This is a genomic window from Pseudoalteromonas sp. SR44-2 (assembly GCF_014163745.1).
GTDB classification, from domain to species: domain Bacteria; phylum Pseudomonadota; class Gammaproteobacteria; order Enterobacterales; family Alteromonadaceae; genus Pseudoalteromonas; species Pseudoalteromonas distincta.
Genome location: NZ_JACJDW010000044.1, coordinates 1 through 24,753, shown reverse-complemented (window position 1 = coordinate 24,753; position 24,753 = coordinate 1). Strand labels below are relative to the sequence as shown.

The 24,753-nt window shown below is 42.7% G+C and carries 19 protein-coding genes and 1 tRNA gene; 14 read left to right on the top strand and 6 right to left on the bottom strand.

Annotation, left to right across the window (positions count from 1 at the left end):
* Positions 1-179: 179 nt before the first annotated feature.
* Genes cysQ through cysG form a run of 6 tightly spaced genes read right to left on the bottom strand, consistent with a single transcriptional unit; the run spans position 180 to position 7,142 of the window.
* Entirely contained in the window at positions 180-950 is a 771-nt protein-coding gene (gene cysQ, locus H5115_RS18400) for a 3'(2'),5'-bisphosphate nucleotidase CysQ (RefSeq protein WP_182756696.1), read from the bottom strand.
* Positions 951-959: 9 nt separating this feature from the next.
* Positions 960-1,553 carry an adenylyl-sulfate kinase gene (cysC, locus tag H5115_RS18395; protein ID WP_182756694.1) on the bottom strand — a complete coding sequence of 198 codons (594 nt, stop codon included), beginning with the start codon at positions 1,551-1,553 and terminating at the stop codon, positions 960-962.
* Positions 1,554-1,585: 32 nt separating this feature from the next.
* Positions 1,586-3,310: an SLC13 family permease gene (locus H5115_RS18390; protein WP_182756691.1), complete on the bottom strand. Its 1,725-nt coding sequence runs from the start codon at positions 3,308-3,310 to the stop codon at positions 1,586-1,588.
* 31 nt (positions 3,311-3,341) lie between these two features.
* Positions 3,342-4,766 (bottom strand): sulfate adenylyltransferase subunit CysN, encoded by a 1,425-nt coding sequence (gene cysN, locus H5115_RS18385; protein ID WP_182671901.1) that lies wholly within the window; start codon positions 4,764-4,766, stop codon positions 3,342-3,344.
* A complete protein-coding gene (gene cysD / locus H5115_RS18380; RefSeq protein ID WP_002958873.1) occupies positions 4,766-5,665 on the bottom strand; it encodes a sulfate adenylyltransferase subunit CysD in 900 nt (299 codons plus the stop codon). The genes cysN and cysD overlap by 1 nt, the downstream gene beginning before the upstream one ends.
* Before the next feature lie 49 nt (positions 5,666-5,714).
* Complete coding sequence (cysG, locus tag H5115_RS18375; RefSeq protein WP_182756690.1) at positions 5,715-7,142, bottom strand: siroheme synthase CysG; 1,428 nt, start codon at positions 7,140-7,142, stop codon at positions 5,715-5,717.
* Positions 7,143-7,592: 450 nt separating this feature from the next.
* On the opposite strand from cysG, the gene deoC reads away from it, so the two are divergent.
* From deoC to H5115_RS18305, 14 genes are all read left to right on the top strand, one after another.
* Positions 7,593-8,336, top strand: coding sequence for a deoxyribose-phosphate aldolase (gene deoC, locus H5115_RS18370; protein ID WP_182756688.1), 744 nt, complete (start codon positions 7,593-7,595; stop codon positions 8,334-8,336).
* A 148-nt stretch (positions 8,337-8,484) separates the two neighbouring features.
* Positions 8,485-8,561 (top strand) — tRNA-Trp (locus H5115_RS18365).
* 132 nt (positions 8,562-8,693) lie between these two features.
* On the top strand, positions 8,694-9,071 hold the full coding sequence (secE, locus tag H5115_RS18360) for a preprotein translocase subunit SecE (RefSeq protein ID WP_002958877.1): 378 nt from the start codon (positions 8,694-8,696) through the stop codon (positions 9,069-9,071).
* Positions 9,072-9,075: 4 nt separating this feature from the next.
* Positions 9,076-9,639, top strand: a complete 564-nt coding sequence (nusG, locus tag H5115_RS18355) for a transcription termination/antitermination protein NusG (RefSeq protein ID WP_002958878.1) — start codon at positions 9,076-9,078, stop codon at positions 9,637-9,639.
* 214 nt (positions 9,640-9,853) lie between these two features.
* Complete coding sequence (rplK, locus tag H5115_RS18350; RefSeq protein ID WP_002958879.1) at positions 9,854-10,282, top strand: 50S ribosomal protein L11; 429 nt, start codon at positions 9,854-9,856, stop codon at positions 10,280-10,282.
* A gap of 3 nt (positions 10,283-10,285) precedes the next feature.
* Positions 10,286-10,990 carry a 50S ribosomal protein L1 gene (rplA, locus tag H5115_RS18345; protein ID WP_002958880.1) on the top strand — a complete coding sequence of 235 codons (705 nt, stop codon included), beginning with the start codon at positions 10,286-10,288 and terminating at the stop codon, positions 10,988-10,990.
* 323 nt (positions 10,991-11,313) lie between these two features.
* Positions 11,314-11,808: a 50S ribosomal protein L10 gene (gene rplJ, locus H5115_RS18340; RefSeq protein ID WP_002958881.1), complete on the top strand. Its 495-nt coding sequence runs from the start codon at positions 11,314-11,316 to the stop codon at positions 11,806-11,808.
* A 76-nt stretch (positions 11,809-11,884) separates the two neighbouring features.
* Positions 11,885-12,247, top strand: a complete 363-nt coding sequence (gene rplL / locus H5115_RS18335; protein WP_002958882.1) for a 50S ribosomal protein L7/L12 — start codon at positions 11,885-11,887, stop codon at positions 12,245-12,247.
* Between the two features lie 271 nt (positions 12,248-12,518).
* Positions 12,519-16,544: a DNA-directed RNA polymerase subunit beta gene (gene rpoB, locus H5115_RS18330; RefSeq protein ID WP_182756686.1), complete on the top strand. Its 4,026-nt coding sequence runs from the start codon at positions 12,519-12,521 to the stop codon at positions 16,542-16,544.
* 104 nt (positions 16,545-16,648) lie between these two features.
* Entirely contained in the window at positions 16,649-20,824 is a 4,176-nt protein-coding gene (gene rpoC / locus H5115_RS18325) for a DNA-directed RNA polymerase subunit beta' (protein WP_149594507.1), read from the top strand.
* A 195-nt stretch (positions 20,825-21,019) separates the two neighbouring features.
* Entirely contained in the window at positions 21,020-21,394 is a 375-nt protein-coding gene (gene rpsL, locus H5115_RS18320; RefSeq protein WP_002958885.1) for a 30S ribosomal protein S12, read from the top strand.
* Positions 21,395-21,491: 97 nt separating this feature from the next.
* Entirely contained in the window at positions 21,492-21,962 is a 471-nt protein-coding gene (rpsG, locus tag H5115_RS18315) for a 30S ribosomal protein S7 (RefSeq protein WP_010555004.1), read from the top strand.
* A gap of 27 nt (positions 21,963-21,989) precedes the next feature.
* Positions 21,990-24,104 carry an elongation factor G gene (gene fusA / locus H5115_RS18310; protein ID WP_002958887.1) on the top strand — a complete coding sequence of 705 codons (2,115 nt, stop codon included), beginning with the start codon at positions 21,990-21,992 and terminating at the stop codon, positions 24,102-24,104.
* A gap of 62 nt (positions 24,105-24,166) precedes the next feature.
* Positions 24,167-24,753, top strand: a 587-nt coding sequence (locus H5115_RS18305; protein WP_182756684.1) for a GTP-binding protein, incomplete at its 3' end; no start/stop codon positions are given.

Sequence of the window (24,753 nt, the reverse complement as noted above, 5' to 3'; positions counted from 1 at the left end):
GCAATTGGTGCTGCAATGAGAAAGCTGACACATATCTGTTTTGGTGTTGTGAAGAATCAAACTGAATATCAGCCCCAAGCAATTTAAAGAAAGCTTGAGGCTGATTAGAAGAGATGGTATCTACGATGTTTAAATTTACATCGAACTGCTAGTAGCTAACAGCTCGTAACTCTTAGCCCTTACTCTTCTATCGCACTCACTACAAAATACGGATTTAAGTACTCATCTTTGGTGTTATAAATAAGCGGGCTGCCATCAAGCTTAGTCACTTTAGCACCGGCTATTTCGGCGATTGCATGGCCTGCGCCTGTATCCCATTCGCAAGTTGGACCTAAGCGCGGGTAAATATCGGCGCTGCCCTCAGCGACTAAACAGAGTTTTAGTGAGCTGCCTTTAGACACCATTTCAACCTCATCAAAGCGTTTCACAAACTCGGCTAAATCGGGTGATGGGTGCGAGCGGCTGCCTACAACTCGAATTAACCCTTTGTTAGGTTTGGTAGTTACCTTAAGCTCAATTCGCTCATCGCCTTTATCTTTAAATGCGCCAATGGCTTCGGCAGCTAAGTACGATACACCAAGGGCAGGTGCATCAACTACGGCCAAAATAGGAATGCCGTTTTTAATTAGGGCGATGTTTACGGTAAATTCACCGTTCTTTTTAATAAATTCTTTAGTGCCGTCGATTGGATCAACTAACCAGTAGCTTTTCCACGTTTGACGTACATCCCAACTTATGTCGGCGTTTTCTTCACTAAGTATTGGAATATCAGGTGTGAGCTGTTGAAGCCCTACCACAATCAGTTTATGAGCTGCTAAATCGGCGTCGGTTACGGGGCTTTCATCGGCTTTGTACTCAACGTTAAAATCCTTTTCGTAAATTCCCATTATCGCTTGGCCTGCTTTGCGGGCAAGGATGAGGGTTTCTTCTAGCAGTTCGGTTTGATTCATGGGGTTAACCTATATTATGTGCTTTTGTTTTAGATACGTTATCAGTTGTGCAACCGATTGGTCTAGGGTGTTTTTACTTGTATCTAAAATTATTTCTGGATTGTTTGGCACTTCGTAGCTTGAATCGATACCAGTGAAGTGTTTTATCTCCCCTGCGCGGGCTTTTTTGTATAAGCCTTTTGGATCGCGGCTTTCGCATACATCCAGTGGGGTATCGATAAATACTTCGATAAATTCGCCTTCGTCTACTAAGCTGCGCACCATGTCGCGTTCTGCTCTAAAAGGCGATATAAACGCAGTAAGTACTAACAAGCCAGCGTCGGTCATTAGTTTTGCGGTTTCGCCTACGCGGCGTATGTTTTCAATGCGGTCTTCGTCGCTAAAGCCTAGATCTTTACATAAACCGTGGCGTACGTTGTCGCCATCGAGCAGGTAAGTGTGCGTACCTTGCTGATTAAGCGCTGCTTCTAGTGCGTTTGCTACGGTGCTTTTGCCAGAGCCTGAAAAGCCGGTAAACCATAAAATAGCGGGCTTATGTTTTTTTTGCTCACTACGCTGTGCTTTTGTCGTTGCGTAGTTATGCCAAACTATATTTTCATCCATAGTGAGAGTCTCTTATGCTGTGAGCGCAGGTATTAAAACGGAAATACCTGCGGGATCAAGGTTAATACCGTGATTGAATAAATAATAGAAAGGGGTAAGCCCATCACTATGTAATCTTTTAAGCGATAGTTACCCGCGCTATAAACCATTAGATTAGTTTGATACCCAAATGGCGATATAAAGCTGGCTGATGCGCCAAAGGCAACCGCCATAATAAACGGTAGCGGGTCTACATTAAAACCAACCGCGAGCGAGTAAGCAACAGGGAACGACAAGGCAGCTGCTGCGTTATTAGTAATAAGCTCGGTAAATAATACGGTCATTAAAAATATGGCAATAAATGCGCCGTACGGGCCAAAATCCCCAAGTACCATAAACATGGCGTCGGATATTTGCCCGGCAAGTCCGGTGCCTATCATTAATTTAGCAAGGCCAATGGCGCTGCCTACTACCACTAATAACTCGATAGGAAAACGGCGTTTTACTTCGTTAAGTTTTATGGTGCCACTGAGCATTAAGCCAATCAGTAATACTAATAAGCCTTTAACCAGCGGCACTATGCCAATAATGCTTAAACCCAGTACTGCGGCAAAGCTTAGTAGCACAATGTTTGATTGTTTAGGCGCAAGGTGGGCTTGTAAGTCAAACCCTGAAATATACACAAATTCGCGCTTTAAATTAGGCAAGGTGTAAAAGTTTTTGCCTGGTGCGAGTATTAACGAGTCGCCAGCTTGTAATTGCACTTGCCCAAGGCCGCCTTGTAAGCGGTCGTGCCCACGGCGAATAGCAATAACGGCTGCATGAAACTGCTCTCTAAAGCGGGCTTCTTTTACGGTTTTGCCAATAAATTTTGAAGATTGACTTACGACTACTTCTACTAAGTGTTCTATGTCTTTTTGATGATTCTCGTGCACTACTTTTAGGCCGTCGAAACGGGTAAGTAATGGCACCGATTTTATGTCACCTACAAACAGCAGCACGTCGTCTTTTTGAATAATTTGCTGCGGGGTGACTGCGCAAATTCGGCTCCCGTCGCGAATAATTTCAGCAAGGAATAAGTCTTTTAAATCACGCAGGCCGTTTTCTTCTACGGTTTGGCCTATTAATTTTGAGCTTGCTTGTACTTTACCTTCTAGGTAAAAAGGCACGACTTCTTGGTCGCTTTTACCGTTGTCGGGTAAGTATTTAAGCATTACTAAAATGGTAATTAGGCCTACGCTTAGCGCGCCCAAACCCACTAAGGTAAAGTCAAAAAAGCCCAGCGGTTCCATGCCCGCATCTACTGCAAAGCCATTGACGATTAAGTTGGTTGATGTACCAATAAGCGTAATAGTGCCGCCCAAAATAGCAGTGTACGACAGCGGTAATAATAGCTTTGAAGGGGAGTGATTAGGATTGTCTTTTATCGCGGTAATAAGCGATGCAACAACGGCGGTATTGTTAGTGAACGACGATAAAAAGGCGGTTGATAACCCCAATTTTGTTACCGATTTTACTAAACTACCTTTAGATAGCGATTGCGCTAACTTTTGAATTAGGGTGGTTTTTTCTATTGCGGTCGACACTAACACCAATAGTACTAAAGTGATAAGCGACGGGTTGGCGTAGTTAACTAACATACTTTCAAGATCGATTAGCCCTGCTAAGTAGCTGGTGCCAATAGCGCTTACAAATAACCATGCTGGATTAATACGGGTGCCAAAAAGGCACCCGACTAAGGTAAGCATAATGCCTGTTAAAACGAGCTGTTCTACCATGCTTTTAAATTCCTAACAGGCTAAAGTTAACTTATAACTTAGAAATATCAAGCGCTTGCCAATGCGGGAAGTGCTTGCGTACTAAGCTGTTAAATTCAACTTCAAATTCGCTAAAGTTACTTTGCTTTGTTTGGCTTTGCAGTACTTGCTCAATCATACCGGCAGCAACAGTTAGGTTTGATAAGCGATCGATTAGGATAAACGAGCCTGTTTCGTGATTGCTGTGGTACTCGTCTGCCAAAATAGTTTCGGTTAGTTCAAGCGTTACAATCGCAATTTCGTTCAACTGCAGTGAGTCGCTAGTGCCGTGCTCAAGCGTGTTTACATCAATTGTGTAGTCAATCTTTTTAACAATAGCTGAGGTGTTTTTGCTACCTAGTTTTAGGTTATAGCTTTTACCTAAGACTAATGGCGATTCATGCATCCACACAATTTTAGCTTGCAGCTGGTTAGTAACAGCGGCCGTTGAGTTTGCAGGTACGATTACATCACCTCGGCTAATATCAATCTCGTTATTTAGGGTAACGGTAATTGCTTGGCCTGCTTCGGCGCTATCTAAATTGCCATCAAAGGTAACAATTTCTTTAATGCTTGACGTTTTACCCGACGGTAATACTTTTACAGCATCGCCTACGTGCATCTTGCCCGATGTCAGTGTGCCCTGAAAACCACGGAAGTTTAAGTTAGGACGCACGACATATTGCACAGGTAGGCGCGCTTCAAAGCCTGTATCTATTTCGGCTGCTGGCGAATCTTCTAGTAACTCTAGTAGCGGCTTGTCGGTGTAATACGGTGTATGTGCAGAGCGTGTTACTACGTTGTCGCCTTTAAGCGCCGACATAGGCACAAACTTAATGTTTGATACGTTAAGTTGCTCAGCAAATTTAAGGTAATCGGCCTTAATTTTTTCATACACGGTTTCGTCAAAATCAACGATATCCATTTTATTAACGGCAACAACAAACTGCTTAATGCCCAGCGAGTCACAAATAAAGCTATGGCGCTTAGTTTGTACTTGCACGCCGTAACGCGCATCAACCAAAATAATGGCGACATCACTTGTTGATGCACCCGTTACCATGTTGCGTGTGTATTGCTCGTGCCCAGGTGTGTCGGCAATAATAAATTTACGCTTAGCCGTTGAAAAGTAACGGTACGCTACGTCAATGGTAATGCCTTGCTCACGCTCAGCTTGTAGGCCATCAACTAATAATGCAAGGTCAAGATCTTCACCTGCGTTACCTACTTTTTCGTTATCTTTATGAAGAGCTGCTAGCTGATCTTCATAAATTTGGTGGCTGTCGTGCAGTAGGCGGCCAATCAATGTTGATTTACCGTCATCTACGCTGCCACAAGTAAGCATGCGTAATAAGCTTTTGTCTTGTTGGCGTGCTAGGTAGGCGTCTATGCCTATTTCTTTTACTTCGTTAAATGTATCGTTATTTTGGCTAGACATTAAAAATACCCCTCACGTTTTTTCTTCTCCATTGAGCCGGCTGAATCATGGTCAATAACACGACCTTCACGTTCAGATGACGTAGATAGCAGCATTTCTTCGATGATTTCGGTTAAAGTACTTGCTGTTGATTCAACTGCACCGGTAAGTGGGTAGCAGCCTAATGTACGAAAACGTACAGATTTCATTTGCGGTACTTCACCTTCATTAAGAGGCATACGCTCATCGTCAACCATAATCAAAGTACCGTCGCGCTCAACTACTGGGCGATCTTTAGCTAGGTACAATGGCACCATTTCGATGTTTTCTTGATAAATGTATTGCCAAATATCAAGCTCAGTCCAGTTAGATAATGGGAAAACACGAATGCTCTCACCCGGATTAACTTGGCTGTTGTAGGTATTCCAAAGCTCTGGGCGTTGGTTTTTAGGGTCCCAACGGTGGTGTTTGTCGCGGAACGAGTAAACACGCTCTTTTGCGCGTGACTTTTCTTCGTCGCGGCGTGCGCCACCAAATGCAGCATCAAAGCCGTATTTATCTAGCGCTTGTTTTAAGCCTTGGGTTTTCATTATGTCGGTATGTTTACCCGAGCCATGCGTAAACGGGCCTACACCCATTTCAATGCCTTCTGGATTTTTGTGTACCAGTAGGTCAAAGCCGTATTCTTTAGCTATACGGTCGCGAAACTCAATCATTTCACGAAACTTCCAGTTGGTGTCTACGTGTAATAACGGGAACGGAATTTTTGCAGGGTAAAATGCTTTACGCGCTAAGTGCAAAAGTACCGACGAATCTTTACCAATAGAGTAAAGCATTACTGGGTTCTCAAACTCAGCGGCGACTTCGCGCATGATTTTGATACTTTCAGCTTCAAGTTGCTGAAGGTGAGTTAAAGCCATTGTTAGTCGTCCTACTAAAATGATTAAAAGTTACAAATTTAAAATTCGGTTATGTATTTGATACATCTGTTAGCGGCTGTGCAAAGCTGCTTGTTTGCTCGTTCTTCCCAAACCACGCTAGTTGCGAGTGCAGGGCGGCTACTTCACCAATAATGAGTAGCGCAGGCGATATAATGCTGTTGCGTTCAATTAAGGCGGCAAGTTCGCCTAATTGGCCTGTTACTACACGCTGATTTTTACGTGTACCGTTTTCGATAATGGCAACAGGGGTGTCGGCTTTGCGGCCATGTTTTAAAAGCTCGCCTTGTATGTGCGGCGATTTAATTACGCCCATGTAAATAGCCAGCGTTTGATTTGCTTTTGCCAGCGATTGCCAATCAAGTTCTTGACCGTCTTTTTTACAGTGGCCAGTTACAAATTGAATGGCTTGTGCATGGTCACGATGCGTGAGCGGAATACCCGCATACGCACTACAACCTGCAGCGGCTGTAATACCTGGTACAATTTGATAATTTACGTTGTTAGCAGCCAGTACTTGTACTTCTTCGCCACCACGGCCATAAATAAACGGGTCACCACCTTTAATGCGGCATACTTTTTTGCCTTGTTTAGCAAGGTCAACCAGCATTTGGTTGGTATCTTCTTGAACAACACTATGATCGCCTAAGCGTTTACCTACACAAATAAGGTCAGCATCACGGCGCACTAGTTCCATAATTTCGTCAGAGACTAAAAAGTCATAAACGACGACGTCGGCTTGTTGCATAAGTTGCAGTGCTTTAAGTGTTAAAAGCTCTGGATCGCCAGGGCCTGCACCTACTACATATACTTCGCCTTCAGGTTCTGCTTTCGCATCTAGCATTTGCTCTAGTTGCTGCTGTGCGGCTTGGGTATCGCCAGTTTGTACTTTACTCACTACAGATGAGTCGAACACGCCTTCCCAAAATTGGCGGCGGTCTGAAAAATGCTTAAAGCGTTTTTTTACTTTGTCTCTAAAGCCACCGACAAGTGTTGCAAGTGGGCCAATATGATGTGGAATAAGAGTTTCGAGCTTTTCGCGTAAGCGACGTGCAAGTACGGGCGCTGTGCCAGCACTTGATATAGCAATCGTAATTGGGTCACGGTCAACAATGGATGGGAATATAAACGTACATTTAGGTTGGTCATCAACCACGTTTACAAACACATTGCGGGCATTGGCAAGTTCAAATACGTTGTTGTTTACTTCATCGCGGTCGGTTGCTGCAATAACGAGCATTTTGCCATCAAGGTGCGATTCATCAAAATAAGCATCAATAAGCGTTACTTCATTATTATGTGCATGCTCTTTTAGTTCGTCGCAAAACCAGGGTGCTACTAAAGTAACGCTTGCTCTCGCTTTTAAAAACGCGCGACATTTGCGTAATGCGACCTCTCCACCGCCAACAACCAATACTGGTTTGTTGTCGAGTTTGGTAAAGATAGGTAAATACTGCACGTTAATAAGACCCCTAAACAAATTCAAATATAAGAAAACGCTTTATTCTGATAAGCAGAATATAGCGGCTATCAATAAGTAAAAAATAATTAAAACCAAGTTGATATAACCAAAAGTTATAATAGGTGGGCTTTTTAGGCCTAAGAGCTAGTTAACAAGGGATTGCGCCGAGTTACAAGTAAAATAACCAGCTTATAGTGTTTGGTTATGAGCTATAGCGAGTTTGGTTTAATTTGTTAATATGGAGGCATATCAAATTTTGTACTTATACCAATTGCATTAAATTAGTGATCTATTATAGCGACGAGAAAATAGCTCAATAACAAGGCTAAAATTATGATACATAGTTGTTCTATATAAATAGTTTTTAACGTAGTTAGTGCGTTATTTAATACGCTAAAATGATCATGTTTTTAATAAAATTGGTATTACATAAGCAACGGAGCTCTAATGACACAACACCAAAAAGATGCCGCATTAGCAGTCGCACTGATGGATTTAACAAGCTTAAACACCAGCGATACCACCAAAAGCATTCAAGCACTTGTTGATAGCATAAATCCTACCTTAGGCACGCCTGCCGCAGTATGTGTTTATAGCAATTTTGTTGATGATGCAAAAATAGCACTCGCAGCGCGTGAGCTTAACCATGTTGAAGTCGCAACAGTCACTAACTTTCCAACGGGTGATGCTCCACTGAGTGATGTAATTAACGAAACACTCATTGCTATAGAGCGCGGCGCAGACGAAATTGATTTGGTTATTCCTTATAAAAAACTCATAGCAGGCGATGCTCAAACTGTACTTAGTTATGTAAGCGAAAGTAAAAAAGCGTGTGGGTCGCGCGCGCAACTTAAAGTAATAATAGAAAGCGGTGAGCTAAAAACCGACGCGCTTATTACTCAAGCCACTGAGCTTGCAATTGAAGGCGGTGCTGATTTTGTAAAAACCAGTACGGGTAAAGTGGCCATTAATGCGACCCTTGAATCAACAAAAATTATGCTAACAGCCATTAAAAACTCAAACAAACGTGTGGGCTTTAAAGCGGCCGGCGGTGTTAAAACTGTTGCCGATGCTAGTGATTATTTAGCGCTAGCACGCGCAATAATGGGTGATGATTATTTGCAAGCAAATACATTTAGGTTTGGTGCTTCAAGCTTGTTAAGTGACGTTTATAAAACCATAGGGAAATAATCAATATCTTTGGATTATAGGTTTATCTAACCGATTAAATTATTAGCAGTTTAAACAATAATGTAATTAATTAATTAGATTTTCCAATGTGGGTATCTTTTAGGCTTGTGTTAATGAACTGCGTAAGTATAATAGGCATCCACTTTGCAGGGGCGTAGTTCCAATTGGTAGAACAGCGGTCTCCAAAACCGATGGTTGGGAGTTCGAATCTCTCCGCCCCTGCCAGTTTTACTTGTTATTTGAGTAGTCTGAGATTAAAAACCGGTTTAAATTAAGTCTGTTTTTAAGTTTAGATTTTAATGGATTAACCCTGCCGTAGTGTAGGGTTGTTGTGTCTGTAGTTAAGGTAATAATATTATGAGCACGAATGTAGAAACACCATCAAGTGCGATGGAGTCAGTAAAGTGGTTAGTAGCAATCGCGCTACTTGCAGGCGCAGTTGTTGGTAATCACATGTATGCAGATCAATCTGTATTACTACGTGCTATTGGCGTTGTTGTTGCAATAGCGGCCGGATTAGCAATTGCCTCGCAAACATTTAAGGGACGTAACTTTCTTGCTTTCGCTAAAGAAGCTCGAATTGAAGTACGCAAAGTTATTTGGCCAACGCGCCAAGAAACTACCCACACGACATTAATTGTAATGGTTGCAACAGTGATTATGGCACTTATCCTTTGGGGATTAGATGGCATTTTATTCCGCGCTGTAGGCTTTTTAACTGGATTGGAGATCTGATCCCATGTCGGATGAGAACGAGAACAAAGAAATTAAGTTACGTTGGTATGTAGTACAGGCCTTTTCTGGTTACGAAAAGCGTGTAGCTCAAACGTTAATTGAACATATTAAAATCGAAGGTCTAGAATCGAGCTTTGGTGAGATATTAGTACCAACTGAAGAAGTTGTTGAGATGCGCGCTGGCCAAAAGCGTAAATCTGAGCGTAAATTCTTCCCAGGTTATGTATTAGTACAAATGGATATGAATGACGCAAGCTGGCACTTAGTGAACAGCACAGAACGCGTTATGGGCTTTATTGGTGGTACGTCTGATCGTCCTGCTCCTATCAGCCCTAAAGAAGCTGAGCGCATTCTTAATCGCCTACAAGAAAATGCTGAAGCACCTAAACCTGCTACATTATTTGAACCAGGTGAAGTTGTACGCGTTACAGATGGTCCATTTGCAGATTTCAGTGGTGTAGTTGAAGAAGTTGACTACGAAAAGAGCCGCGTAAAAGTATCTGTACTTATTTTTGGTCGTTCTACGCCAGTTGAGCTTGAATTCGGTCAAGTTGAGCAAGATAAGTAATTGATTAAAAAAGCTTCGCTAATTTTTATTTAAATTTTGGCATGAAGCTTGAAAAAGGCCGCTGATTAACTTATAATCAGCGGCCTTTTTGTATTAAGGTAAAATTTATTTTTTACTTTGCAAAAAGTACGAAACCAATTTTTAAACTGGGAAGCCGTTAGAGTACGCGTCCTCGCGCGCACAAGGCTGAGACCCACCAAATGAGGTATTTATAATGGCTAAAAAAGTTGAAGCTCTAATCAAGCTACAAGTTGCCGCTGGTATGGCTAATCCTAGTCCTCCAGTAGGTCCTGCACTAGGTCAACACGGTGTAAACATCATGGAATTCTGTAAAGCGTTTAACGCACGTACAGAGTCTATCGAAAAAGGCGCTCCAGTTCCTGTAGTGATCTCTGTTTACGGTGACCGTTCATTTACGTTCGACATGAAAACGCCACCTGCTGCTTACTTACTTAAGAAAGCTGCTGGTATCAAGTCAGGCTCAGGCCGTCCTAACACTGATAAAGTAGGCACAGTAACTCGTGCTCAACTTGAAGAAATTGTTGAGACAAAACGAACTGACCTTACAGCTGCCGATATGGACGCAGCGGTTCGCACTATCGCAGGTTCTGCGCGTGCGATGGGCTTGAACGTAGAGGACTAAGAAATGGCTAAATTAACTAAACGTATGCGTACTATCCGCGAAAAAGTGGAAGTAACTAAAGATTACGAAATCAATGAAGCAGTTGCTCTTTTAAAAGAGTTAGCGACAGCTAAATTCGTAGAAAGTGTTGACGTTGCCGTTAACCTTGGTATCGATGCTCGTAAATCTGATCAAAACGTTCGTGGTGCTACTGTACTACCTAACGGTACTGGTCGTGACGTTCGTGTTGCTGTATTCACACAAGGCGCTAATGCAGAAGCTGCAAAAGAAGCCGGTGCTGAATTAGTAGGTATGGAAGATCTTGCTGAACTAGTTAAAAAAGGCGAGATGAACTTTGACGTTGTTGTTGCATCACCAGACGCTATGCGTGTTGTTGGTCAACTAGGTCAAATCTTAGGCCCACGTGGTCTAATGCCAAACCCTAAAACTGGTACTGTAACACCTAACGTTGCAGAAGCAGTTAAAAATGCTAAAGCAGGTCAAGTTCGTTACCGTAATGACAAAAATGGCATCATCCATACTACTATTGGTAAGGTTGATTTCACTGCAGAGCAGTTACAACAAAACCTTGAAGCTCTAATTGTTGCGCTTAAGAAGGCTAAACCTTCTCAAGCTAAGGGTGTTTACTTGAAGAAAGTAACTATCTCTACAACAATGGGCGCAGGTGTTTCTGTTGACCAAAACACTTTAAGCACTATTGTTGCTTAATTGAGTGTTTACATGGCGTGAAATTTGTACTATAATTTCGCGCCATTTTGTTGATTAATTTATTAATTTGCAAAGTAAAGAATTCGGGTTGAAGTCCATAATTTCGTTAAGCCTTCGGGGTTAACGATAAATTGGGCTTCCGTCCAAGACCGTAGGTGGCTCCGGCCTTAATATTCACCTACGTAGACGGTGTAGACCCCAGATAGATTTTTCCTAATCCTTCTGGCTCTCGCCGTAAAAAGCATCTCTACCTTGTTTGGTAGGGAAGAGTAGAACAGGGGAATCCGATAATCGGTACCCCCATTAAACCAGGAGTAACACCCATGGCTTTAAATCTTCAAGGCAAAAAAGCAATAGTTGCTGAAGTCAACGAAGCAGCCAATGGTGCTCTATCTGCAGTTGTTGCAGATTCTCGTGGTGTAACAGTTGGCGCAATCACTGCCCTTCGTAAAGAAGCTCGTGCAAATGGTGTTTGGATGAAAGTTGTCCGTAACACTTTAGCAAAACGTGCTCTTGAAGGAACAGATTTTGAGTGTCTTTCTGATTCATTTGTTGGTCCAAGCTTAATCGCTTTCTCATCAGAGCACCCAGGTGCTGCTGCGCGTATCTTTTCAGATTTCGCGAAAAAGAATGAGAAATTCGAGCTTAAAACGGCCGCTTTTGAAGGAAATGTTGTTGATGCAGCAATGCTTGCTACATTACCTACATACGATGAAGCTGTTGCACGCTTAATGAGTGCTATGAAAGAAGCGTCTGCTGGCAAATTGTGTAAAACAATTGAAGCAGTACGTGTACAGAAAGAAGAGCAAGCTGCTTAATTTTAAGCTGTTTAATCTCACTTTCGGTGTAAAATTTATTTGGACTTAATGTCCGTTAATTATTAGGAAATTTGTAATGTCTGTATCTAAAGACCAAATCCTTGACGCAATTGCTGAAATGTCAGTAATGGACGTTGTTGCTCTTATCGAAGCAATGGAAGAAAAATTCGGCGTAACTGCTGCAGCTGCAATGGTAGCTGGTCCAGCTGCTGAAGCTGCTGAAGAGAAAACAGAATTTGACGTAATCCTTACTGGCGCTGGCGCTAACAAGGTTTCTGCAATCAAAGCTGTCCGTAGCGCAACTGGCCTTGGCCTTAAAGAAGCGAAAGCTCTTGTTGAAGCTGCTCCTACACCTGTTAAAGAAGGTGTATCTAAAGAAGAAGCTGAAGCACTTGCAAAAGATCTTACTGAAGCTGGTGCTGAAGTTGAGGTTAAGTAATTTAGCTTTTGCTAAGTTCGCTGCCTGAGAAATCAGGCAAGGGCTGGTGATTATTTAATCACCGGCCTTTTTGCGCTATAGAGTGATGCACTCTTTTAGCGCAAATAAAATCTGATTTTTTCTTTACTTTCAACGCTTTATAGTTTGCTAGTGTTAAAGTGGGATCTAATTAGAACAACAGTTAAATGTTGTAAAATCTTGGCATAGCTGCCAGTTAAGTCTGTTCTTACAAGAACAGGTCGGGTCAAAGATCAGCAAGCTGAGGAACCCCATGGCTTACTCTTATTCTGAAAAGAAACGTATCCGTAAGGATTTTGGTAAACGTCCACAAGTTTTGGATATACCTTTTTTACTGTCTACACAGTTAGAATCGTTTAAAAAATTCTTAGTGCCGGACGCTGATGGCGATCATGGTTTGGAAGCTGCCTTCCGTTCTGTGTTCCCTATTAAAAGCTACTCGGGAAATTCTGAGCTTCAATACGTAAGTTACCGTATTGGTGAGCCAGTTTTCGATGTAAAAGAATGTCAAATTCGCGGTGTGACTTATTCTGCTCCACTTCGCGTGAAACTTCGCCTTATCGTTATGGACAAAGAAGCTCCAGGCACAGTTAAAGACATTAAAGAGCAAGAAGTTTACATGGGCGAAATTCCGCTCATGACAGATACCGGTACTTTTGTAATCAATGGTACAGAGCGTGTTATCGTTTCTCAGCTACACCGTAGCCCTGGTGTATTCTTTGATAACGACCGCGGTAAAACTCATTCATCAGGTAAAGTATTATATAACGCACGCGTTATTCCTTACCGTGGTTCATGGTTAGACTTCGAATTTGATGCAAAAGATAACTTATATGTACGTATTGACCGCCGTCGTAAATTACCGGCGTCTATCATCCTACGTGCACTAGAGTATTCTAGCGAAGAAATCCTAGATATGTTCTTCGATAACACTACGTTTGAAGTAACGAATGGTAAAGTTCTTATGGAACTTGTACCTTCGCGTTTACGTGGTGAAACTGCCGCTTTTGATATCAAGAGCGAAGACGGTGAAGTATTTGTTGAAAGCGGTCGTCGTGTTACGGCTCGTCACATCAAGAGCATCGAGAAGAAAGGCATTAAGCAATTAGAAGTACCACATGAGTACATCATTGGCCGTATTGTAGCTAAAAACTATGTTGATGAGTCAACTGGTGAAGTCATTGCAAATGCAAATGACGAGCTAACTCTAGAGCTAATGGCTGAATTGGTTAAAGCCGGTCACACTAAAATTGATACCTTATATATCAATGAAGTGGACAGCGGTGCTTACATGTCAAATACATTGAACATTGACTCTTCAAGCAGCCGTTTAGAAGCACTAGTAGAAATTTACCGCATGATGCGCCCAGGCGAGCCACCGACGAAAGACGCGGCTGAAGCCTTATTCCAGAACTTATTCTTCTCTGAAGAACGTTATGACTTATCTACTGTAGGTCGTATGAAGTTCAATAGCCGTGTTGGTTACGATACAGACACAGGCCCAGGCACATTAAGCAAAGAAGACATCGTGTCTGTTATGAAGGTATTAATTGCTATTCGTAACGGTCAAGGCGATGTTGATGATATCGATCACTTAGGCAACCGTCGTATACGTAGTGTTGGCGAAATGGCTGAGAACCAATTCCGTGTTGGTCTAGTACGTGTTGAACGTGCTGTACGTGAGCGTTTAAGCTTAGGTGACCTTGACGCGATAATGCCACAAGATCTAATTAACGCTAAGCCTATTTCGGCAGCGGTTAAAGAGTTCTTCGGCTCGTCTCAGTTATCACAGTTTATGGACCAAAATAACCCACTATCAGAAGTTACGCATAAACGTCGTATCTCTGCATTAGGTCCGGGCGGTCTAACTCGTGAACGCGCAGGCTTTGAAGTACGTGACGTTCACGTAACTCACTATGGTCGCGTATGTCCAATCGAGACTCCTGAGGGTCCAAACATCGGTCTAATTAACTCATTGTCTACGTACGCACGTACAAATGACTACGGTTTCTTAGAAACACCTTACCGCAAAGTGGTAGATGGTGTTGTAACTGATGAAGTTGATTACTTATCAGCCATTGAAGAAGGTCAGTTTGTTATCGCACAGGCGAACTCAAACTTAACTGAAACCAATGAGTTTGTTGATGAACTTATTCCATGTCGCCACAAAGGTGAGTCTACCTTTATGGGTCGCATGGACCAGCAATATATGGATGTATCACCACAACAGGTGATCTCTGTAGCGGCAGCACTTATCCCGTTCCTAGAACACGATGATGCTAACCGTGCATTGATGGGTTCAAACATGCAACGTCAAGCAGTACCAACATTGAAAGCGGATAAACCGTTAGTAGGTACTGGTATTGAGTTAACACTAGCGAAAGACTCTGGTGTAACTATCGTTGCTAAACGTGGTGGTGAAGTAATGTATGCTGACGCAAGTCGCATCGTTGTAAATGTACATGAAGAAGAACGCATCCCTGGTGAAGCGGGCATCGACATCTACAACTTAACCAAATACACACGTTCTAACCAAAATACATGTATTAACCAAAAACCAACTTGTATGGTTGGCGAACCGGTTACTCGTGGTGACGTGTTAGCAGATGGTCCTTCGACTGACTTAGGTGACTTAGCCCTTGGTCAAAACCTTCGTGTGGCATTCATGCCATGGAACGGTTACAACTTCGAGGATTCAATCTTACTATCAGAGCGCGTAGTTGAAGAAGATCGTCTAACGACTATCCATATTCAAGAACTACAGTGTGTTGCCCGTGATACTAAATTAGGTCCTGAAGAGATCACTGCAGATATCCCGAATGTGGGTGAGTCTGCGCTAGGCAAGCTTGATGAATCAGGCGTTGTATATATTGGTGCTGAAGTTAAAGGCGGCGATATCCTAGTAGGTAAAGTGACTCCTAAAGGCGAGACACAGCTTACACCTGAAGAGAAGCTACTACGTGCTATCTTCGGCGAAAAAGCGTCTGACGTTAAAGACAGCTCTTTACGCGTACCAAACTCTGTAACTGGTACTGTAATTGACGTGCAAGTTTTCACCCGTGATGGTGTTGAAAAAGATAAACGTGCGTTAGAAGTTGAAGATATGCAGCTTCGCGAAGCGAAGAAAGACTTCAACGAAGAGTTCCGTATTTTAGAAGCAGGCGTTTTAGACCGTGCACGCAAGCTACTTATAGCTGCTGGTTTTGATGAAGATAAACTTGCATCTCTTAATGCTGAAAAAGTACTTACGCAAAGCCTTGCTGAAGAAGACAAGCAAGCTGAGCTTGAGCAACTAGCTGCACAGTACGATGAGCTTAAAGCTGAATACGATAAAAAGTTTGAAAACAAACGTCGTAAAATTACTCAGGGTGATGATTTAGCACCAGGCGTACTTAAGATTGTTAAAGTATACCTAGCTGTTAAACGTCGTATCCAACCGGGTGATAAAATGGCGGGTCGTCACGGTAACAAAGGTGTTATCTCGACTATCGTACCAGTAGAAGATATGCCTTACGATGACAAAGGTCGTACGGTAGATATCGTATTGAATCCACTAGGTGTACCATCGCGTATGAACATCGGTCAGATCCTTGAAACACATATGGGTCTTGCTGCACGTGGTATCGGTGAACGTATTGAAGAGATGATGAAAGAACAACGTGAGCTTCATGAGCTACGTGAATTCATCAAGCAAGCTTACGAAATTGGTGAATCTCGCCAAGTTGTAGACATTGCTAGCTTCACTGATGACGAAATTCGTCGTCTAGCTGAAAACTTAAAAGGTGGTTTACCAATAGCTACTCCTGCATTTGATGGCGCGAAAGAAAACGAAATCAAAGACATGCTTGAGCTTGGTGGATATCCTCGAAGTGGTCAGGTTACACTTTATGATGGCCGTACTGGCGATCAGTTTGAACGTCAAGTAACTGTTGGTTACATGTACATGCTTAAACTTAACCACTTGGTTGACGATAAGATGCACGCACGTTCTACTGGTTCTTATAGCCTTGTTACTCAGCAGCCGCTGGGTGGTAAAGCACAGTTCGGTGGCCAGCGTTTTGGTGAGATGGAAGTATGGGCACTTGAAGCTTACGGTGCTGCTTACACTCTACAAGAAATGCTAACAGTGAAATCGGATGACGTGAACGGTCGTACTAAGATGTATAAAAACATCGTTGATGGTAACCATAAAATGGAACCAGGTATGCCAGAATCGTTCAACGTATTGTTGAAAGAAATCCGCTCACTGGGTATCAACATCGAGTTGGAAGAAAATTAAGCCAATTAGATGCTGCAGTTAACGCTGCAGCATCTGTTACGGCTGAATAGAATGTAGGGACGAGACTATCCGTCCTCAAGATTAACTCCGACAGGAGAGCTAAGGTGAAAGACTTACTTAAGTTTCTGAAGCAACAAAATAAGACCGAAGAATTCGATGCAATTCGCATTGGTCTTGCTTCACCAGACATGGTTCGTTCATGGTCATACGGTGAAGTAAAGAAACCTGAGACTATTAACTACCGTACTTTCAAGCCTGAGCGCGACGGCTTATTCTGTGCCCGTATTTTCGGCCCAGTGAAAGATTATGAGTGTTTATGTGGTAAATATAAACGCCTTAAACACCGTGGTGTGATCTGTGAAAAGTGTGGCGTTGAAGTAACACTCACTAAGGTGCGACGCGATCGTATGGGTCATATCGACCTTGCGAGCCCAGTTGCACATATATGGTTTTTAAAATCATTACCGTCACGTATCGGCTTAATGCTAGATATGACGCTTCGTGATATTGAACGTGTTCTTTACTTCGAATCATTCGTAGTAACTGAGCCTGGTATGACAACGCTTGAGCGGGGTCAACTATTAGGTGAAGAAGAATACTTAGATTCACTAGAAGAGCATGGCGATGAGTTTGAAGCGAAGATGGGTGCTGAAGCAGTTTTAGACTTGCTTCGTGAACTCGATCTTGCTCAATTAATTGCTGAAATGCGTGAAGAGTTACCAACAATTAACTCTGAAACTAAGCGTAAAAAGATCACTAAACGTCTTAAGTTAATGGAATCGTTCCACCAATCAGGTAATAACCCTGAGTGGATGATCATGACAGTACTTCCAGTATTGCCACCAGATCTACGCCCATTAGTACCATTAGACGGTGGTCGTTTTGCGACATCTGATCTAAATGACCTTTACCGTCGTGTTATTAACCGTAACAACCGTCTTAAGCGTCTACTAGATTTAGCAGCACCAGACATTATTGTACGCAACGAAAAACGTATGTTACAAGAAGCGGTAGATGCGCTACTTGATAACGGTCGTCGTGGTCGTGCAATTACAGGTTCTAACAAACGTCCTCTTAAATCACTTGCTGATATGATCAAGGGTAAGCAAGGTCGTTTCCGTCAGAATCTACTTGGTAAGCGTGTAGATTATTCAGGCCGTTCTGTTATCACAGTAGGTCCTACACTTAAGCTTCACCAATGTGGTCTTCCTAAGAAGATGGCACTAGAGCTATTTAAACCATTCATCTATGGCAAATTAGAGCGTCGCGGCATGGCTACGACAATCAAAGCAGCTAAAAAGATGGTTGAACGTGAAGTTCCGGAAGTATGGGATGTACTTGACGAAGTAATTCGTGAACATCCAGTATTACTTAACCGTGCACCAACACTTCACCGTTTGGGTATCCAAGCGTTTGAGCCTGTGCTTATCGAAGGTAAAGCGATTCATTTGCATCCATTAGTATGTGCGGCTTACAACGCCGATTTCGATGGTGACCAAATGGCGGTACACGTACCGTTAACAATCGAAGCGCAGCTTGAAGCTCGTGCATTGATGATGTCAACAAACAACATTCTATCTCCAGCGAATGGTGAGCCAATCATCGTTCCTTCACAGGATGTTGTATTGGGTCTTTATTACATGACTCGTGACCGCATTAACGCTAAAGGCGAAGGCGCGATATTTAAAGATCCAAAAGAAGTAGAAAAAGCATACCGTAGTGGCAATGCTGACCTTCACGCAATCGTGAAAGTACGTATTAGCCAATCAGTTAAAAACGAAGATGGTGTAGTAGAAGATACTATTACTGTAATCGATACAACTGTAGGTCGTGCAATTCTATCTCTAATTTTACCAACTGGTATGCCGTTTGCGTCAATCAACCAGCCACTAGGTAAAAAGCAGATTTCTAGCTTATTGAATGAGTGTTACCGTCGTCTAGGTCTTAAAGACACTGTTGTGTTTGCTGACCAAGTTATGTACACCGGTTTCCATTATGCAATGAAGTCAGGTGTTTCTATCGGTATTGATGACTTAGTTATCCCACCGGTTAAAGCACAGATAATTGAATCAGCTGAAGCTGAAGTTACTGAAATCAACCAACAATTCCAATCAGGTCTTGTAACGGCTGGTGAAAAGTACAATAAAGTTATCGATATCTGGTCACGTGTAAATGAAAACTTATCACGTGAAATGATGTCTAACTTGTCAAAAGATACAGTTATTAATGCTAAAGGTGAAGAAGTAGAGCAACCGTCATTTAACTCAGTGTTTATGATGGCCGACTCAGGTGCTCGTGGTAGTGCTGCACAGATTCGTCAGTTGGCGGGTATGCGTGGTCTAATGGCACGTCCAGATGGTTCAATCATCGAGACGCCAATCACAGCTAACTTCCGTGAAGGTCTAAACGTACTTCAGTACTTCATCTCAACGCATGGTGCGCGTAAAGGTCTTGCTGATACTGCACTTAAAACAGCTAACTCGGGTTACCTAACGCGTCGTCTAGTAGACGTAGCACAAGATTTGGTAATCAACGAAGATGACTGTGGCACAGAAGATGGCTTAACAATGAAACCGCTTATTGAAGGTGGTGATGTTGTAGAAGCACTTCGCGAACGTGTTCTTGGTCGTGTTGTTGCTGAAGATATCGTTATTCCAGGTACTAATACTGTACTTGTTGAGCGTAATATCATGCTTGACGAAAAACTGTGTGACCTTTTAGAAGAGCACTCAGTGGATGAAGTTCGCGTACGTTCTGTTATCACATGTGATAACGACTTTGGTGTATGTGCTAAGTGTTATGGTCGTGACCTTGCACGTGGTCATATCATCAACGCGGGTGAATCAGTAGGTGTTATCGCGGCACAATCAATCGGTGAGCCGGGTACACAGCTTACGATGCGTACATTCCACATCGGTGGTGCAGCATCAAGAGCGTCAGCTGAAAATAATGTACAAGTTAAAACTAACGGTACATTAAAACTTCATAACGCTAAATATGTATTAAATACAGATGGTAAGATTGTTATTACCTCACGTTCTACTGAGATCACTATCATTGATAGCTATGGTCGTGAAAAAGAGCGTTATAAAGTGCCTTACGGTGCGGTATTAACAGTGCAAGACAATGCTGAAGTTCAAGGTAACGACATCGTTGCTACTTGGGACCCGCATAGTCACCCAATCGTTCTTGAGCATAAGTCAAAAGTATCGTTTAGCGACATAGATGACTCAAATACTGAAGCACAGACTGATGAACTAACAGGTTTAACCCGTGTAGTTGTTAAAGATCTTGCTAAAGTAAATACTAAAGAACCTAAGCTTATCATTGAAAGTGAAGAGCGCGGTCTGCAAGAAACACGTCTTCCTTCATTCACTACGATTGAAGTTATTGACGGCGTTACAGCAAACCCTGGTGACGTGTTAGCACGTATACCACAAGAAGGTTCGAAAACTCGTGATATCACGGGTGGTCTACCACGCGTAGCCGACTTATTTGAAGCGCGTAAACCTAAAGAGCCAGCTATCTTAGCTGAGATCACAGGTACTATTAGCTTCGGTAAAGAGACTAAAGGTAAGAAACGTTTAGTTATTACTCCAGCAGAAGGAGATCATTACGAAGAAATGATTCCTAAGTGGCGTCAACTTAACGTGTTTGAAGGTGAGCAAGTGTCTAAAGGTGAAGTTATCGCCGATGGTCCTGAATCGCCGCATGACATCTTACGCCTACGTGGTGTGACTCATGTTGCTAACTACATCGTTAACGAAGTGCAAGAGGTTTACCGTTTGCAAGGCGTTAAGATCAATGACAAGCACATTGAAACAATTATCCGTCAGATGATTCGTAAATGTACCATCATACACGGCGGTGATACTGACTTCTTAGCCGGTGAACAAATCGAAGTGGCGCGCGTTAATATCGCAAACCGTGACCTTGAAAAACAAGGTAAGATACCAGCTAAGTTTGAAATCCAGTTAATGGGTATCACAAAAGCATCACTAGCAACAGAATCTTTCATCTCTGCAGCGTCTTTCCAAGAGACAACACGTGTTCTTACAGATGCGGCAGTGAATGGTAAGAGCGATGAGCTTCGCGGTCTTAAAGAAAACGTAATTGTGGGTCGTTTGATCCCAGCCGGTACCGGTTTTGCGTATCATCAAGACCGTATGGCTCGCCGTAAACAAAGCAAAGTTGTAGTAGAAGAGCAAACAGTAAGTGCAGAAGAGGCGACTCAAGCACTTACAGACGCTCTAAATGCTGATTTGTCTGGAAATCAATAAACTGTTCTTAATCAATAGATTAAGTGATCGTAAGGCAGTTATATGCTGTCTTACGATTAGTTTAGGTTGACAGGTTAAACTTTGCTCATTAAAATTCCGCCACCCATTTACTTGTGTGCTTAATGCAGGCTCGTAAATAAAGGGCGGATTTTTTTATTTTTTTCAGTAGTAATTTTAATTTCAGGAGCTATTTAAATGGCAACTATTAACCAGCTAGTGCGTAAGCCACGCCGTAGCAAGGTTACGAAAAGTAACTCAGCTGCACTAAAAGCGTGTCCGCAAAAGCGCGGTGTATGTACTCGCGTATATACAACTACACCTAAGAAACCAAACTCGGCGTTACGTAAAGTAGCACGTGTACGTTTAACTAACGGTTTCGAAGTAACTTCATACATTGGCGGTGAAGGTCATAACCTTCAAGAGCATAGTGTAATCCTAATCCGTGGTGGTCGTGTTAAAGATTTACCAGGTGTGCGTTTTCACACTGTTCGTGGTGCACTTGACTGTGCAGGCGTTAGCGATCGTCGTCAAGCTCGTTCTAAATACGGTGCAAAACGCCCTAAAGGGTAATTGTATTCCGTTAGTAAGGCCAAGCACTAAATATTTATAATTATTGTTTTGGGTGATTGACTCGAAAGAGCAAACCTGAATAAACCGGAGATACAAAATGCCTAGAAGACGCGTAATCGGTCAACGTAAAATTCTTCCAGATCCTAAGTTCGGATCGGAACTTCTTGCTAAATTCGTTAACATCGTGATGTTAGACGGCAAGAAATCTACTGCTGAAAAAATTGTTTATGGTGCGCTAGACGTGGCTGCTGAGAAATCAGGCAAGTCGCACCTAGAAATCTTTGAAACTGCACTTGATAACATCCGTCCACAGGTAGAGGTTAAATCTCGCCGTGTTGGTGGTTCAACTTATCAAGTACCAGTTGAAGTACGTCCAGTTCGTCGTAACGCATTAGGTATGCGTTGGTTAGTAGACGCTGCACGTAAGCGTGGCGAAAAATCTATGGGCTTACGTTTAGCTCAAGAAATCGTTGACGCTTCTGATAATAAAGGCACTGCGGTTAAGAAACGTGAAGACGTTCACCGTATGGCTGAAGCGAATAAAGCATTCGCTCATTACCGTTGGTAATCTGTCTTTAACCTTTAAGAGGATCATATGGCACGTACAACTCCACTTGAGCGCTATCGTAATATAGGTATTGTTGCTCACGTAGATGCAGGCAAAACCACCACAACAGAACGTGTTCTGTTCTACACAGGTCTTTCTCATAAGATCGGTGAAGTACATGATGGCGCTGCAACTATGGATTGGATGGAGCAGGAACAAGAGCGTGGTATCACAATCACTTCTGCTGCAACAACGTGTTTTTGGAAAGGGATGGACGCTCAATTTGACGCCCATCGTATCAATATTATTGATACTCCAGGACACGTAGATTTCACTATCGAAGTAGAGCGTTCTTTACGCGTACTTGATGGTGCGGTAGTTGTTCTTTGTGCTTCATCTGGTGTACAGCCGCAAACTGAGACAGTTTGGCGTCAAGCGAACAAATACGAAGTTCCGAGAATGATCTTCGTAAATAAAATGGATCGCACGGGCGCAGACTTCTTAGCAGTGGTCAGCCAGGTGAAATCTCGTCTTGGAGCAACGCCTGTTCCAATTCAGTTGCCTGTAGGCGCTGAGGACGACTTTAAAGGTGTTATTGACCTTATAAAAATGAAAGTGATTAACTGGAACGAAGCGGACCAGGGTATGACTTTCTCTTATGAGGCAATACCGGCAGAACTTCTGGAATTAGCTGAAGAATGGCGCGCTCATTTAGTTGAAAGCGCTGCTGAAGCAACAGAAGAACTAATGGATAAATACTTAGAAGGTGAAGAGTTAAGTGAAGCAGAAATTAAAAATGCTTTACGCCAACGAACATTAGCAAATGAGATTGTTCCAGTTACTTGTGGTAGCGCATTTAAAAACAAAGGCGTTCAAGCTGTGCTTGATGGCGTTGTTGAATATATGCCGTCACCAGAGCAAGTGAAACAAATCCAAGGTATCTTAGAAAATGGTACTGAGGAAGAACGTCCAGCTAATGATAAAGCGCCGTTTGCTGCACTCGCATTTAAGATTGCAACAGACCCGTTCGTTGGAACCTTGACCTTTTTCCGTGTTTACTCTGGTACTGTTAAACAGGGTGACACGGTATATAATCCAGTAAAAAGTAAGCGTGAGCGACTTGGCCGTATCGTACAGATGCATTCAAACTCTCGTGAAGAGATCAAAGAAGTTTTCGCAGGCGACATCGCGGCAGCTATTGGTCTTAAAGACGTAACAACAGGTGAAACACTGTGTGATCCGAATTCTATTATTACGCTTGAGCGTATGGAATTCCCAGAACCAGTAATCTCTATTGCGGTTGAGCCCCGCACTATAGCTGACCAAGATAAGATGGGTATCGCACTAGGTAAACTAGCTGCTGAAGATCCTTCTTTTCGTGTACAAACTGACGAAGAATCAGGCCAGGTTATAATCTCTGGCATGGGTGAACTTCACCTAGATATCATCGTCGACCGTATGAAACGTGAATTCAGTGTTGAATGTAACGTTGGTAAGCCGCAGGTCTCATACCGAGAAGCTATTCGTTCAACTGTAAAGGTTGAAGGGAAGTTTATACGTCAGTCAGGTGGTCGTGGCCAATATGGACACGTTTGGATTAAACTTGAACCGATGGATATTACGGATGATGAGTCACCAATTTACGAGTTCGTTAACGAAACCGTAGGTGGTTCAGTTCCTAAAGAATTCGTTCCTGCGGTAGACAAAGGTATACAAGAGCAAATGTCTCAAGGTGTACTGGCAGGCTACCCATTACTTGGCGTTAAAGCGACTTTATATGATGGTTCATTCCATGATGTAGATTCGAATGAAATGGCATTTAAAATAGCAGGTTCACTGGCAATGAAAAACGGGGCGCTTGAAGCTAACCCTGTACTTTTAGAGCCAGTAATGAAGGTTGAAGTACTCACTCCTGATTCAAATATGGGTGATGTAGTTGGCGACTTAAACCGTCGCCGCGGCATAATCGAAGGCATGGAAGATGCATTAGGTGGACTTAAGCAAATTAATGCGCAAGTTCCTCTTTCTGAAATGTTTGGTTATGCAACTGCTTTACGATCTGCAACACAGGGCCGTGCCTCATACTCTATGGAGTTTGTGAAGTACGCTGAAGCCTCTAAAAATGTCGCAGATACAATAATTTCAGCTCGCGCTGTTATATAATTTTAGCTTGTCTGGCTCAATAGTGAGTCAGGCTTTAATTTCTTTATTAGGAATTTTTTAAGATGGCAAAAGAAAAGTTTGAACGCGTAAAACCGCACGTAAACGTTGGTACAATCGGCCACGTTGACCACGGTAAAACTACACTAACTGCAGCAATCACTAACGTACTTGCAAAAGTATACGGCGGTGTTGCTAAAGATTTCGCATCAATCGATAACGCTCCAGAAGAGCGCGAACGTGGTATCACTATTTCAACGTCTCACGTTGAATACGATACACCTACACGTCACTACGCACACGTAGATTGTCCTGGTCACGCCGATTATGTTAAAAACATGATCACTGGTGCTGCTCAAATGGACGGCGCGATCTTAGTAGTTGCTGCGACAGATGGCCCTATGCCACAAACGCGTGAGCACATCCTTCTTTCTCGTCAGGTTGGCGTTCCTTACATCATCGTATTCATGAACAAATGTGACATGGTTGATGACGAAGAGCTACTTGAACTAGTAGAAATGGAAGTTCGTGAACTTCTTTCTGAATACGATTTCCCAGGTGATGACTTACCTCTAATCGCTGGTTCTGCGCTTAAAGCGTTAGAAGGCGAGAAAGAGTGGGAAGATAAGATTGTTGAGCTTGCAAACGCACT

Bases quoted from the DNA above. Each gene is read 5' to 3' on its own strand.
- cysQ (WP_182756696.1), bottom strand. From the start codon at position 950: ATGAATCAAACCGAACTGCTAGAAGAAACCCTCATCCTTGCCCGCAAA.
- cysC (WP_182756694.1), bottom strand. From the start codon at position 1,553: ATGGATGAAAATATAGTTTGGCATAACTACGCAACGACAAAAGCACAG.
- H5115_RS18390 (WP_182756691.1), bottom strand. From the start codon at position 3,310: ATGGTAGAACAGCTCGTTTTAACAGGCATTATGCTTACCTTAGTCGGG.
- cysN (WP_182671901.1), bottom strand. From the start codon at position 4,766: ATGTCTAGCCAAAATAACGATACATTTAACGAAGTAAAAGAAATAGGC.
- cysD (WP_002958873.1), bottom strand. From the start codon at position 5,665: ATGGCTTTAACTCACCTTCAGCAACTTGAAGCTGAAAGTATCAAAATC.
- deoC (WP_182756688.1), top strand. From the start codon at position 7,593: ATGACACAACACCAAAAAGATGCCGCATTAGCAGTCGCACTGATGGAT.
- secE (WP_002958877.1), top strand. From the start codon at position 8,694: ATGAGCACGAATGTAGAAACACCATCAAGTGCGATGGAGTCAGTAAAG.
- nusG (WP_002958878.1), top strand. From the start codon at position 9,076: ATGTCGGATGAGAACGAGAACAAAGAAATTAAGTTACGTTGGTATGTA.
- rplK (WP_002958879.1), top strand. From the start codon at position 9,854: ATGGCTAAAAAAGTTGAAGCTCTAATCAAGCTACAAGTTGCCGCTGGT.
- rplA (WP_002958880.1), top strand. From the start codon at position 10,286: ATGGCTAAATTAACTAAACGTATGCGTACTATCCGCGAAAAAGTGGAA.
- rplJ (WP_002958881.1), top strand. From the start codon at position 11,314: ATGGCTTTAAATCTTCAAGGCAAAAAAGCAATAGTTGCTGAAGTCAAC.
- rplL (WP_002958882.1), top strand. From the start codon at position 11,885: ATGTCTGTATCTAAAGACCAAATCCTTGACGCAATTGCTGAAATGTCA.
- rpoB (WP_182756686.1), top strand. From the start codon at position 12,519: ATGGCTTACTCTTATTCTGAAAAGAAACGTATCCGTAAGGATTTTGGT.
- rpsL (WP_002958885.1), top strand. From the start codon at position 21,020: ATGGCAACTATTAACCAGCTAGTGCGTAAGCCACGCCGTAGCAAGGTT.
- rpsG (WP_010555004.1), top strand. From the start codon at position 21,492: ATGCCTAGAAGACGCGTAATCGGTCAACGTAAAATTCTTCCAGATCCT.
- fusA (WP_002958887.1), top strand. From the start codon at position 21,990: ATGGCACGTACAACTCCACTTGAGCGCTATCGTAATATAGGTATTGTT.